Raw genomic sequence first — 13,766 nt, 5'->3', positions numbered from 1 at the left:
CGGCATTGCTGAGAATGCCGGTACCGACTATGGTGTGATGGGCGAGGTGAATGACACCTTGGACTGGGCCGGCTTCTTCAAGGGTCGGGTGAATGTGACCGGCAAGGGCTTCATTCCGGGAGGCCTTTGGCAGAACAGCGACGCCCAGTTCAAGACGAATGTGCAGCCGTTACAGGGAGGCCTGGCCGCGCTCGATCTCGTGCAACCACGCACCTTCGAATACCTCACGAACCAGTTCCGCATGTTCGAGCTACCGACAGGCGTTCAACCCGGGGTTGTAGCCCAGGAGCTCCAGCAGGTGCTCCCGCAGCTCGTGACCGATGTGACCTTCCCCGAACAAAGGGACAGCTTGGGTAATGTGATCACGGCCGCATTCGACTACAAGGCCGTGAACTACGTGGGCTTCACCCCCTACCTGATCAGTGCTGGACAGGAACTGGCAGGGATCACGGAGGCACAGCAAACTACCATCAATACCCTACAGGATCAGATCAGCACCCTCCAACAGGACCTGGCCACCTGCTGCGCGGACCACGGCAGCACGGATGGGCGCAGCATGAGCCCAGGGGCGGGCGCAGGTGCACGGGCAGGAGAGGCCCTGCGCACCGACCTGTTCATCGTGCCCAACCCGGTGGCGGACCACACGCAGCTGCGCTACACGGTGGCCACACCAGGCCGCACGCGGCTGGAGGTGAGCGATGCCAGTGGCAAGCGGCTGGAGCTGCTGGAGGAGGCCGTGCGGGAAGCCGGTGCCTACACCCACGACTGGACCACCACGAATCTGGCGCCCGGCACCTACCACGTCACCCTGTACCTCAACGACAGCTACGTGGTGAAGAAGGCGGTGAAGGTGGCGCGATAGGCTTGTGCACAAGATGGGTCAGGGGCCGCTTCGCGTTCGCGGGGCGGCCCTTGGTGTGGGGGCACATGGGCACTCGGCTCGAGCCCCCTCCTGAGCAGCGATCGCTCGCTGCTCCAATCAAGGAGGGGTACGGGTGGTTTCCGCTTTCATGAAGAATGCGGCTTGACTGCGGTGAAACCTCCCCTGACCCCTCCTTGCCCGGCGCGTGAAGCGTTCCACGCGCAGGAGGGGCGTTCACGTGTTCAAGCCCCCTCCTGAGCAGCGATCGCTCGCTGCTCCGCACAAGGAGGGGTCAGGGGAGGTTTCTGCTTTCATCAAGTATGCGGCCTGACTGAGTTGAAGCCTCCCCCAGCAGTGTCCGCCATAGCGAAGCGACGGCAGACCCCTCCTTGCCCGGCGCGTGGAGCGTTCCACGCGCAGGAGGGGTGTTCACGTGCTCATGCCCTCTGCCCGGCCAAGTCTAGAGTCGCGATGACGACGTGGGGATGGGAGATCGCTTCGGCGCCAAAGCCCGCCTCGCGAAGACGTGTTGGGATGATCACCCGCCCATCCTCCTCCGCCGTTCCTTTGCGCCATGCGGCGCGCCATCGTTTCGGTGACCAACGACCTGGCCACGGACAACCGCGTGCACCGCACCTGCACCGTGCTGCAGGACCTGGGCTACGACGTGCTGCTGGTGGGGCGCAGGCTGCCGCAGAGCCCGCCGGTGGACCGCCCCTACGCCACGCGCCGCATACGGCTGCCCTTCACCAAGGGGCCGCTCTTCTACGCCGCCTACAACGTGCGCCTTTTCCTGCTGCTGCTTTTCCGGCGCGCGGCGCTGCTGGTGAGCAACGACCTGGACACCCTGCCCGCCAACTTCCTCGCCTCGCGGATCACCGGCACACCGCTGGTGTACGACAGCCACGAACTGTACACCGAGGTGCCCGAACTGGTGGGCCGGCCCGGCGTGCAACGCGTGTGGCGCACCATCGAAGGCTGGATCTTCCCCCGCCTGAAGCACGTGATCACCGTGAATGAGAGCATCGCCACCGTCTACCGCCAGCGCCACGGGGTGCCGGTGCAGGTGGTGCGCAACATCCCCGTGCCGCGTCCCCTGGGTCCACCGCCTGGCCGCGCCGGGCTGGGCCTGCCGGCCGACCGGTTCATCCTGGTGCTGCAAGGTGCGGGCATCAATGTGGACCGGGGCGGGGAGGAGGCCGTGCTGGCGATGCGGCACCTGCCGCAGGCCCTGCTGCTGATCATCGGCAGCGGCGACGCCTGGCCCGTGCTGGAGCGGCTGGTGCAGGAGCACGGCCTGCACGACCGGGTGCGGCTGATGGGGCGCATGCCCTACGAGCGGCTCATGGACTTCACCCGGGCCGCCGACCTGGGCCTTTCGCTGGACAAGGACAGCAACCTGAACTACCGCTACAGCCTGCCCAACAAGCTCTTCGACTACCTGCACGCCGGTGTGCCCGTGCTGGCCACCGACCTGCCCGAGGTGGCGGCGGTGGTGCGGGGCCACGACTGCGGCGTGCTGCTGCCAACGCCCACGCCGGAGGCCATCGCCGGGGCGGTGGAGTCCCTGCGCACGGATCCGGCCCGCCTTTCCGCCTTGCGGACGAACGCTACTTTCGCGGCCCGAACGTTCGACGGCGCCCGGGAGCGCGACCTCCTCCGCCGCCTGCTCTCCGACCTTGGCTGAACGCCACCTGCATATCGTCAGTTTCGACGTGCCCGCCCCGCCCGACTATGGCGGCGTGATCGACGTGTACTACAAGGCCTCCGCCCTGGCCGAACTGGGGGTGAAGGTGCACCTGCACTGCTACACCTACGGCCGCAAGCCCAGCGACGACCTGGACCGGTTCTGCGCCAGCGTGCACTACTACCCGCGCAGCACCAGCAAGCACCTGCTGCTCAGCAGCCTGCCCTATGTGGTGGTGAGCCGGCGCAGCGACGAGCTGCTCGACCGGTTGGCGCAGGACGAGCACCCCATCCTGTTCGAGGGCCTGCACGCCTGCTACTTCCTGGGCGACCCCCGCCTGGCCGGCCGCCAGCGGCTGGTGCGCACCCACAACGTGGAGCACGACTATTACGACGCCCTGGCCAGGGCCGAACGCGGCACCTTCAAGCGCACCTACTTCACCCAGGAGGCCCGCAAGCTGAAGCGCTTCGAACCCGTGCTGAGCGAGGCCGATGCCCTGCTGGCCATCTCCCCGAACGACCAGGCCTATTTCGCCGCGCACTTCCCACGGGTGCTGCATCTGCCCGCCTTCCATCCCAGCGCACGGGTGGACGTGCCCGACGGACTGGGCCGCTTCTGCCTGTACCACGGTGCGCTGAGCGTGCCCGAGAACGACCAGGCCGCCCTCTTCCTGGTGAACGAGGTCTTCAACGAGCTGCCCGTGCCCCTGGTGATCGCCGGCAGCGGGGCCAGCAAGGAGTTGCGCGCCGCCGTGGCCCGTTCCACCAACGTGAAGCTGCGCGAGAACATCCCCACCGAGGAGATCACGGCGCTGGTCCGTCAGGCCCAGGTGAACGTGCTGCCCACCTTCCAGGCCACGGGCATCAAGCTGAAGCTGCTGCTCTGCCTCTTCACCGGCCGCCACGTGGTGTGCACCAGCCGCATGGTGAAGGACACCGGCCTGGAGGACCTCTGCCTGGTGCACGACGACCCGGAGCATCTGCGCTTGAGCATCCAGGCCTGCATGGCCAAGCCCGCCAACGGCAGCACGCTGGAACGCCGCATCGCTGTCCTGGAGGAGCGCTTCAGCAACCGCCGCAACGCCCAGGCCATCGTGGACCTCCTGCGCTGAGCGCGTGGTGGGAGAGGAGCTCGCGGCGCGACCGAAGCTCAGGCAGAGGGAGTCGGGAGCTCGAGTGCGTCCACTGAGTCAGGAGTCTGAGGGGACCTGACGGCAGCAATGGACTTGACCTCACGCAGAGGGGCAGAGGGCGCGGAGGCCGGAAGCCTGTGGCTGGGAGCTGGAGGCTGGTGGCTTGAGGCTGGCGGCTGGTAGGTGGAGAAGTGCACGAGGTCTGACCGAAGCTCGCGCAGAGGGGCAATGGGAGTCGGGAGCTCGAGTGCGTCCACTGAGTCAGGAGTCTGAGGGGACCTGACGGCAGTAATGGACTTGACCTCACGCAGAGGGGCAGAGGGAGTCGGGAGCTCGAGTGCGTCCACTGAGTCAGGAGTCTGAGGGGACCTGATGGCAGCAGTGGACTTGACCTCACGCAGAGGGGCAGAGGGCGCGGATGCCGGAAGCTGGAGGCTGGAAGCTTGAGGCTGGCGGCCGGAAGCTTCAGCGCTCTCCTTGCGCAGCTCAGGGCTCAATCGTTGATCCGCTCCTCGAGCAGCTTGCCGTCCTGGCAGCGCACCACCCGGGCGTTGAGCTTCTTCATGTGGGTGTAGTCGTGCGTGGCCATCAGCACGCAGCTCCCGCTCTGGCTGATCGTGTACAGCAGGTCCAGGATGCCGCCGGTGGTCTCGGGGTCCAGGTTGCCGGTGGGCTCGTCCGCCAGGATCAGCTCCGGGTCGTTCACCAGGGCCCGGGCGATGCTGACGCGCTGTTGTTCGCCGCCGCTGAGCTCATGCGGCATCTTGTAGCCCTTGGTGCTCAGGCCCACCTTCTCCAGCACTTCGGCCACCCGCTGCTCCATCCGCTTGCGGTCGGTCCAGCCCGTGGCCTTCATCACGAAGAGCAGGTTGTCGTTCACCGTGCGGTCGCCCAGCAGCTGGAAGTCCTGGAACACGATGCCGATCTTGCGGCGGAGGTAGGGCACCTGGCCGCGCTTGAGCGCGCGCAGGTCGAACCCGCAGCAACGTCCGTCGCCCTCGCGCAGCGGCAGATCGCCGTACAGCGTGCGCATCAGGCTGCTCTTGCCCGTGCCGGTGCGGCCGATCAGGTAGATGAACTCGCCCTTGGACACCGTGAGGTCCACCAGGTTCAGCACCAGGTTCTCTCGCTGGAAGATGCGCGCTGCGCGCAGCTCGATCACAGGGGCGTCGCTCATGCCGGATACCGCGTGGAACCCGTGCGGGACGCGGGGCCCCAAAGGTGGAAAATTTCCAGGCGGATCACCGCGTTGCTCCTGGGCGGCCCCTGGTGCCGCATGAACAGTTCCGCGTGGATAAGTCCGAACGGCACACGCCTTGCCTCCCTGGCCCGCCCAGGATCTTTGGTCGCTTGATGAGGACCCACTGCACCGTCCGCTCCGCCGCCCTGGCCCTGGGCCTGTTGCTGGCGGGTGCCGCCGATGCCCAGCGGCCCGCCCATTACGAGCGTCCGCGCGCCGCCATCGACCACGCCCGCGACCTCTTCGACAAGGCCCAGTACACCGCTGCGCAGTACGAACTGGACCGCATCGCCGAGGCCACCCGCGACGCCAAGGCGCCCGTGCGCATCGAGGCCGAGTTCCTCAGCGCGCTCTGCGCCGTGCGCCTCTTCCACCAGGATGCGCCCGTGCGGCTGCTGCGCTTCATGGACGAGCACCCCGAGGACCCGCACGTGGCCGCCGTCCGCTTCGAGCTCTTCCGCCACTACTTCAGCGGCAAGCGTTGGAAGGACTGCCTGGCCTGGGCCGCCCAGGTGGATGTGGCCGGGCTGTCCGCCGCCGACGCCGAGGAGTTCCACTTCAAGCACGGCTACGCCCACTTCCAGGAGGGCCACACCGAGCACGCCCTCACCGCCTTCGGCCGAGTGAAGGATGGCACCGGCCCCTACGCCGTGCCCGCCCGCTACTACACCGCCCACATCGACTACGAGCGCGGGCGCTACGCCACGGCCCTGCCCGTGTTCGAGCAGCTGCGCGACGATCCCGCCTTCGGGCGCATCGTGCCCTTCTACATCGCCGAGATCCACTTCATGCAGGGCCACTACGAGGAGGTGATCTCCTACACCAAGCCCTTGCTGGAGGATCCCGAGGGCACCAAGCGCATCGGCGAGATCAACCGCCTGGCCGGTGAGGCGCACTACCGTACGGGGCGCTATGCCGAGGCCGTGCCCTACCTGGAGAAGGCCATCGCCCGCGGCGCCGGGGTGGGCCGCACCGAACGCTACCAGCTGGGCCATGCCTACTACAAGGCCGGCGACCACCAGAAGGCCCTGTCGCAGTTCACCCTGGTCACCTCGGAGGACGACAGCCTGAGCCAGCTCGCCGTGTATCACATGGCCGACTGCTACCTGGCCCTGAAGGAGAAGAACTACGCCCGCAACGCCTTCAAGCGCGCCTACCAGCTCGGTTTCGACGCCCGCATCACCGAGGACGCCCTGTTCAACTACGCCAAGCTGGCCTACGAGCTGAGCTTCGACCCGTACAGCGAGGCCATCATCGCCCTGCGCGACTACCTGAAGAAGTACCCGGACACGCCGCGCCGCGACGAGGCCTACGGCTTCCTGGTGGACGTGTTCCTGAAGTCGCGCAACTACGAAGCGGCCCTGGAGGCGCTGGACGAGATCCGCGACAAGGACGTGCGGCTGAAGTCCACCTATCAGCGTCTGGCGCACGACCGCGGGGTGGAGCTCTACGACGGCCGCCGCTACGCCGATGCCGCCAAGGCCTTCCAGCGCGCGCTCAAGTTCCCGATGGACCCCGAGGTGAACGCCCGCTGCCACTACTGGATGGGCGAGTCGTACTACGGGGCCGGTGAGCACGAGCCGGCCCTGCGCAAGTACGACGACCTGCGCAACAGCCCCGGGGCCTACGCCACCGACCTGTACGAACAGGCGAGCTATAGCATGGGCTACGCCTACTTCAAGCTGAAGCAGTACGACGAATCGCTCACCGCCTTCCGCCGCTACACGGCCGCACCGGGCAGCGTAGCGAAGCTGCGTGCCGACGCCCTGCTGCGCATCGGCGACCTGTACTACCTGGCCAAGGACGAGGAGCAGGCCGTGGCGTACTACGACCAGGCCATCAAGGCCGGCACGGCGGACAAGGATTACGCGCTCTACCAGAAGGGCGTGTGCCTGGGCCTGGACCAGAAGTTCACCGAGAAGATCGCGGTGCTGAGGTCCCTGCTCACGGACCGGCCGAACTCCCGCTTCGCCGCCGATGCCAAGTTCCAGCTGGCCGAGACCTACATCAACCTGGACAAGGATGCCGAGGCCCTGGGCTACTACGAGCAGGTGGTGAAGCAGCACCCCAACAGCCCGCACATGCGGCAGAGCATGCTGCAGAGCGCGCTGGTGCACAAGCGGCAGGGTGATGCGGCCCGGGCCCTGGAGGAGTTCAAGGCGATCGTGGCCCAGTATCCCACGGTGGAAGGCTCCCGGGATGCGCTGGCCGGCATCGAGAGCATCTACGTAGAGCAGGGCAGGGTGGGCGAGTACGAGGCCTACCTGCGCTCGCTGAGCTTCGTGGACCCGGCGAGCCTGGACCTGGACGAGAAGTACTACCGCAGCGCGGAGGCGCTCTACTTCGACGACAAGTGCGACCAGGCCATCGGCGCCTTCGGCGACTACCTGGCCAAGTACCCGCAGGGCGCCTTCGCCATCAACGCCCGCTACTACCGCGGCGACTGCGCCTACCGGGCCAAGCGCTACACCGAGGCCCTGCCCGACCTGGAGGCCGTGGCCGCCGCCGGCACGCCCGATCTGCTGGAGAGCGCCCTCTTCGGCGCCAGCGACATCCTGTTCCGTGAGCAGCGGTGGGAGGGCGCGTTGCAGCACTTCACCCGCCTGGAAGAGGTGGCGGCCATCCCGCAGAACGTGCTGGCGGCCAAAGTGGGCCGCATGCGCTGCCTGCGCGAACTGGGCCGTCCGGACGAGGCCGCACAGGCCGCCGAAAAGGTGCTTCTGGAGCCCGGCATCAGCGGCGACCTGAAGGCCGAGGCCGGTCTGCTGGCCGCCGCGCGTGCGCTGAACGCCAACGAGCTGGACAAGGCCTACACCGCGTACAAGGCGGTGGCCCAGGCCAGCACCAACGCCTTCGGCGCCGAGGCCCGCTACCACATGGCCTACGTGCGCTACATGCAGCAGCGGGGGCGCGACGCCGAGCAGGAGGTCTTCCAGCTGGTGCAGAAGTACCCGAGCTATGAGCACTGGAAGGCCCGGGGCTTCATCCTGCTGGGCGATGTGTACATGCAGCTCAACGACCCCTTCCAGGCCAAGGCCACCCTGCAGAGCGTGATCGACCACGTCACCGATCCCGTCCTAGTGCAGCAGGCCCGCACCCGCCTGGAGGCCATCCTGGCCAGCGAAGTGCAGCAGACCACGCCCGCCCCGCAGGACGACATCGAGGTGCCGGTGAACGAGAGCCACCCCAACGCCGAAGAGGAATGAGCGCCCGCCACACCCTGTTCCCGCTGGTCCTGGCCCTGCCGCTCTGTGCGAACGCGCAGGACGGCAACGCCCCCGGTGGTCAGTACTACATCCACGGCATCTACAACCCCACCATCGCCGACGTGCAGAAGATCGACCAGCGGCCCACGCTGCTGGACACGGTGGTGCCCGAGCGCACGATCACCTACACGGTGCAACCCGTGCAGGCCCGGCTGCCGGTGAAGGTGGACAGCATCGCCCCGGCCAGGCTCAGCGTCAGCCAGGCCAACGAGCGCCTGTACAAGGGCTTCGTCAAGCTGGGCTTCGGCCTGTACAACACCCCGCTGGGCGAACTGTACTACGACCAGGGGCGCAGCAAGAAGGACGCCTACGGCATCCACCTGAAGCACTTCAGCAGCGCCGGCGGATTGCAGGACGTGGGCCCCAGCGACTACAGCTTCAACACGGTCGACGCCTTCTACACCCGCATGCTGCGCCACCATGCCATCCAGGTGCGCGGCGACTACGTCCGGCGCGGCGTGGGCTACTACGGCTTCCGCACGGAGGGCTTCGACACGCTCGGGCTGGAGGTGCCCAATCCCCGCCAGGTGTACAACGACCTGGGCTTCACGGCCCGCGTGCGCAGCCTCTACGCCGACAGCGCCGCCCTGGCCCACGACGTGCGGCTGGACGCCCGGTACTACACGAACAAGACCGGGAGCAAGGAGACCAACATCCGCTTCGTGGCCGAGGCCGGCAAGCAGGTGGGCACGGAGACCTACGCCGGCCAGCTCCTGATCGACAACAACGCCTACACGGGTCTGGCGAGCGACACGGTGCCCAGCTTCCGCCAGAACGGCACCCTGGTGACCCTGACGCCCTCGGTGAGCACGCGCGGAGAGCGCTACGTGGTGCGGGTCGGCGCCGGCATCACGGTGGACGCCCTCACAAAGACCAGCTTCCACGTGTTCCCGCAGGCCTACCTCAGCTACAGCCTGTTCGACGACATCCTGGTGCCCTACATCGGGGTGGACGGCCAGCGCCGGCGCAACAGCCTGCGCAGCATCACCCAGGAGAACCCGTGGACCGAGGCCGCTCCCGTGCTGGTGAACAGCAGCCTGCTCTACGACCTGTACGGCGGCCTGCGCGGCAGCCTCAGCAGCACCCTGGGCTTCGATGTGCGCGTGAGCTACGGCGGCTGGAAGGACCGCCTGCTCTACGTCACCGACGCGTTCACCAGCTTCGGCAACCAGTTCACCCCGGTGTACGACGACATGCAGGTGCTGGACGTGAGCGGCGACATCACCTACGACGCCGGGCACGGCACCCGCGCCCACGCCCGGCTGGACATCTTCAACTACACCATGGGCGACCAGGCCGAACCCTGGAACCTGCCGCCCTATCAGCTGACCCTGGGCGGCCAGTACAGCCTGCGCGACAAGCTGATCGTGAAGCTGGACGCCGTGCTGATGGGCAAGCGAAAGGCCTTCAGCCCGGTGTGGAGCAGCGTGCAGGACCCCGACCCCGACCGCACCGAGGTGGTGGACCTCAGCGGCTTCGTGGACCTGCACCTGGGGGCGGAGTACCGCTACACCAAGCGCCTCAGCGTGTTCCTGCAGGCCAGCAACCTCAGCGCCAGCCGCTACGAGCGCTGGTACCGCTACCCCGTGCAGCGCACCCTGCTGATCGGCGGGGCCAGCTACGCGTTCTAGCCGTGGAGCCCTTTGAACGGACGAACCCCGCGCGTGGCGGGGTTCGCTTGCCCGGATGGGCGTGACTACTCGATCATCACCCGGGTGCTGCCCAAGGGCTTGCCCTTGCGGAAAACCTCCAGCACGTAAAGGCCGGCAGGGAGTTCCTTGCGCGCGAGCACCGTGGTCGGGCCGTTGTTCAGGGCAGGCTCAGAGCGCACCAAGCGCCCCATGGCGTCACGCCAGATCAAGTGGTCCGGTGGTGGGCTATTACCCCACACCAAGGCACCCCGCTCGGCGATCGGGTTGGGCACGGCCCTGAACGCTGGTTCCCGGCCATCCTCCTCGCGCTGGCCCAACCACGCCGGATCGCTGTCGTGGTAGCGCTTGCAGAAGAGTGGGAGGCCCCAGGTCGGTGGATCTCCTGGAAAAAGGATCGAGGTCCAGCTTGGGTCTGGACCTCCCAGCAGACCGGGGAGATCATTCAGCTGCCGCAGGTATCCCGTGTTCAAGTGGGGTGTTCGGAGGTATAGTTCGCCATCCGCAGCTAAAAGCAGGCTCTCTCCGAGCGTATCCGCTCCCCAAGGATTACCTCCTAGGTTATGCCCATTGAAGGCGTAGGGATGATCAGGGAGCGTACTTTCCTCCAACCCTAGGTCATATTGGACAATATGTGTATCGCCAGAGCCACCCACGCTGCTGGTGTCCACATAGACGACATAGGCGAAATCGTCCGTGTTCAGGAAGTCCAGCCCGGCCACCCCTGCGGAAACTCCATATACGATCAGCGTGTCCCCAGTGAACGGATCAACGTAGCGGTTGCGATCCCGCAGTGCATCCGTTCGCAAGGTCACCCCACCGTTCGCCGTGCTGAACCAGAACAGGGCTGCGGCCATGGTGTCCGGTGCCAAGTCATAGCCCATGAGCAATTGTTCACCGCTCACCGAAAATTTCATGGACGACTGGTGATCCGAGGAGTAGGGCGCGTTCGAACCGGTCGGGCCAAGCATGGGTCCCACATTGGAAATGACAGGGGACTGAGCCAGTCCGGACGCGGTGAAGAGATAGGCATGGAACGTATCGGTCCCATCGGTGTGCTGCAGCAGCCAATAGTCGGTGCCGTTGGCGTGCAGGGTGGCCGCCAGCTTCGCCGTGCAGTCGGTGAGGTACCACGTGGTGCCCGAGCCCACGACGGCACCGGACCCGCCGTTGGCGCTCATGTCCACCTCCACATATCCGGCCTGCTTGGTGGCCTCGGTGGTGTTTAGGAAGACCACATAATGCTGCGGGGCATCGGGCTTGGGTAGGATCAGGAGGCTAGCCAGCTCGGTCGGCCAGCCCAGGTCCTGCGCACCGCCGCCCTGCACCAGATCGAAGTTGGCGTTGTGGATGCCGGTCTCATCCACCACCACGCTCAGCGCACCGTCCGGCTCGCTGATGCTGGCGCTGCGCTTCGAGATCGGCCAGGAGCACGGGATCACGGTGGCTACCTCGTTGTAGAAGTTCAACCAGTGACCCGTGCCAAAGAGGACGTTGTAGTTGCGGGCTTGTGCATGCACCACATGCTGCACGGTCGCCAAGGTGGCCGTGACCACCCACCACCTCAAGGCTCCCATTCGATCTTATTGTTGGTATAGCCATCACCTTGCAAGCGGGCGAAGAGATTGGAGGGAGGGATGTATTCACATCGATCGGCCAGGTCCGCCCAGCTACCATTTGTGCCGCTTGTGCAGGTCCAGCGCGCGATGACCACCGAGCCGTCCCAGATCTCCACTTTATTGATGATCGAACCTGTAACGGTTATCGTTGCCCCCGTTGCATACTGGGGTATGCTCAGCGTGCTTGTCGCTGGGATCGTGGTGGCAGGGCAGACATTGCTGTGATGGACAATTGCCGCGTACGGACAGTCCGTTCCGTTCGAGATCGTAAAGGTGGCCCCGGCCATGGGGGCGATGGGGCGGCCCGAGCGGAAGGCCGTGAGCAGCGCGCTGGGCAGGGCGAGCAGGCCCACGAGCACTAGCAGCCTAGCGGTTGGCGGAAGGGCGGAAGGGCGTTCTCATGGTGTGAAGAGTTCGCCCCGAAGCTAATCTCCGTCATGTTCATTCGACAGGGTTGTGGAGAACTTCTCATGGAGGTACGGATGCCTTGTGGATCGGCGGGGCCAGCTACGCGTTCTAGCCGTCGAGCCCGATGAACGGACGAACCCCGCGCGTGGCGGGGTTCGCTTTCCCGGATGGGCGTGACTACTCGATCATCACCCGGGTGCTGCCCAAGGGCTTGCCCTTGCGGAATACCTCCAGCACGTAAAGGCCGGCAGGGAGTTCCTTGCGCGTGAGCACCGTTGTAGGTCCGTTGTTCAGGGCAGGCTCAGAGCGCACCAAGCGCCCCATGGCGTCACGCCAGATCAAGCGGTCCGGTGGCGGGCTGTTCCCCCACACCAAGGCACCCCGCTCGGTGATCGGGTTGGGCACGGCCCGGAACGCTGGTTCCCGGCCATCCTCCTCACGCTGGCCCAACCACGCCGGCTCACTGTCGTGGTAGCGCTTGCAGAAGAGGGGGAGGCCCCAGGTGGAACTATTCACAGTGACGGGTACGGATACTCCGTCCTGCCCAGTTCCGTCCAATTGAGCTGGCAGCGAGTCGAATTGTTCAACGTCCCCAAGGTCGAGATGTGGTCTCCGTAAGTATAGGAAACCGTCAGGGGCTAACAACAAGCTCTCTCCCAATGTATCGAGTCCCCACGGGGATGCACCGGGCTCCTGACCATTGATCGAAACGGTCTCATACGGGATCTCTGTGGTGGCAAGGGATAGGTCATACTGGACGATGTGTGATTCCCCTGATCCATCCCAAGTTGTCGTGTCCAGGAAGGCAACGTAGGCGAAATCATCCGTATTGATAAAGTCCAGACCTGCGACTGCCGCAGAAATGCCGTTCACCTGCATTGTATCACCGGTGAAAGGATGCACGTATCGATTGATATCTCGGAGCGCATCGGTGCGTAATGCAACGGACCCCGTGGCCGCATTGAACCAGAACAGAGCCGCTGCCATGGTGTCCGGTGCCACGTCGTAGCCCATGAGCAATTGCTCACCGCTCACCGAGAACTTCATCGAGGCATGATAGTCCGAGGAGTATGGAGCATTCAATGTGGTCGGGCCCAACACCGGTCCGGTACTTGAAACCACCGGGCTTAGCGCGAGCCCCGATGCATCGAACGGGTAGGCGTGGAACTCGTTGGACCCATCGGCGTGCTGAAGCAGCCAGTAGTCGGTGCCGTTGGCATGCAGGGTGGCCGCCAGCTTGCCCGTGCATCCGGTCATATACCAAGTGGTGCCCGTCCCCACCACGGCCCCGGCCCCGCCGTTGGCGCTCATGTCCACCTCCACAAGGCCGGCCTGCTTGGTGGCCTCCGTGGTGTTGACGAACACGACGTAGTGCTGCGGGGCACCGGGCTTGGGCAGGATGAGCAGGCTGGCCAGCTCGGCCGGCCAGCCCAGATCCTGTGCGCCACCGCCCTGCACCAGGTCGAAGTTGGCGTTGTGGATGCCGGTTTCATCCACCACCAGGCTCAGGGCGCCGTCCGGTTCGCTGATGCTGGCGCTCCGCTTGGTGATGGGCCAAATGCACGGTATTGCCGTGACTTGCTCATTGTAGAAGTTCAGCCAGTGACCCGTGCCGAAGAGGACATTGTAGTTGCGGGCTTGTGCACTCGCCACTTGCTGACCGGTCACCAAGGTGATCGCGAGCGCTCCATACCTCAGGGCTCCCATTCGATCTTGTTATTGGTGTAGCCATCCCCTTGCAGCCGAGCGAATAGTCCGGAACTGTAGTATTCGCATCGATCGGCCAGTTCTGCCCAACTCCCACTGGTTCCGCTTGTGCACGTCCAGCGTGCAATGATCACCGAACCGTCCCAGATCTCTACTTTATTAATGAATGACCCGGCTACGGTGATCGTAGCGGCCG

General features: G+C 65.7%; 9 protein-coding genes. 5 read left to right on the top strand and 4 right to left on the bottom strand.

Annotated elements, in window-relative coordinates:
* The first annotated feature begins 37 nt into the window (after positions 1–37).
* The 3 genes from IPM49_06225 (at position 38) to IPM49_06215 (ending at position 3,660) form a co-directional block, all read left to right on the top strand.
* Positions 38–862: a tail fiber domain-containing protein gene (locus tag IPM49_06225; GenBank protein ID MBK9274122.1), complete on the top strand. Its 825-nt coding sequence runs from the start codon at positions 38–40 to the stop codon at positions 860–862.
* Between the two features lie 574 nt (positions 863–1,436).
* Complete coding sequence (locus IPM49_06220; protein ID MBK9274121.1) at positions 1,437–2,549, top strand: glycosyltransferase; 1,113 nt, start codon at positions 1,437–1,439, stop codon at positions 2,547–2,549.
* Positions 2,550–2,577: 28 nt separating this feature from the next.
* On the top strand, positions 2,578–3,660 hold the full coding sequence (locus IPM49_06215) for a glycosyltransferase (protein MBK9274120.1): 1,083 nt from the start codon (positions 2,578–2,580) through the stop codon (positions 3,658–3,660).
* Positions 3,661–4,174: 514 nt separating this feature from the next.
* On the opposite strand, the gene IPM49_06210 is transcribed toward IPM49_06215, so the two are convergent.
* Positions 4,175–4,858 carry an ATP-binding cassette domain-containing protein gene (locus tag IPM49_06210; protein ID MBK9274119.1) on the bottom strand — a complete coding sequence of 228 codons (684 nt, stop codon included), beginning with the start codon at positions 4,856–4,858 and terminating at the stop codon, positions 4,175–4,177.
* Between the two features lie 176 nt (positions 4,859–5,034).
* Between IPM49_06210 and IPM49_06205 the strand changes: the two genes are divergently transcribed.
* A complete protein-coding gene (locus IPM49_06205; GenBank protein ID MBK9274118.1) occupies positions 5,035–8,127 on the top strand; it encodes a tetratricopeptide repeat protein in 3,093 nt (1,030 codons plus the stop codon).
* Positions 8,124–9,818 carry a hypothetical protein gene (locus IPM49_06200; protein ID MBK9274117.1) on the top strand — a complete coding sequence of 565 codons (1,695 nt, stop codon included), beginning with the start codon at positions 8,124–8,126 and terminating at the stop codon, positions 9,816–9,818. The genes IPM49_06205 and IPM49_06200 overlap by 4 nt, the downstream gene beginning before the upstream one ends.
* A gap of 65 nt (positions 9,819–9,883) precedes the next feature.
* On the opposite strand, the gene IPM49_06195 is transcribed toward IPM49_06200, so the two are convergent.
* The 3 genes from IPM49_06195 to IPM49_06185 form a co-directional block, all read right to left on the bottom strand.
* Positions 9,884–11,413 (bottom strand): hypothetical protein, encoded by a 1,530-nt coding sequence (locus IPM49_06195; protein ID MBK9274116.1) that lies wholly within the window; start codon positions 11,411–11,413, stop codon positions 9,884–9,886.
* Complete coding sequence (locus IPM49_06190) at positions 11,401–11,808, bottom strand: hypothetical protein (GenBank protein ID MBK9274115.1); 408 nt, start codon at positions 11,806–11,808, stop codon at positions 11,401–11,403. Before IPM49_06190 ends, IPM49_06195 begins: the two co-directional genes overlap by 13 nt.
* Positions 11,809–12,040: 232 nt before the next feature.
* Entirely contained in the window at positions 12,041–13,570 is a 1,530-nt protein-coding gene (locus IPM49_06185; protein ID MBK9274114.1) for a hypothetical protein, read from the bottom strand.
* Positions 13,571–13,766 lie beyond the last annotated feature (196 nt).

The organism is Flavobacteriales bacterium (assembly GCA_016715895.1).
In the GTDB taxonomy this organism is placed as follows: domain Bacteria; phylum Bacteroidota; class Bacteroidia; order Flavobacteriales_F; family PHOS-HE28; genus PHOS-HE28.
This window is presented reverse-complemented; position numbering and strand designations above follow the sequence as displayed.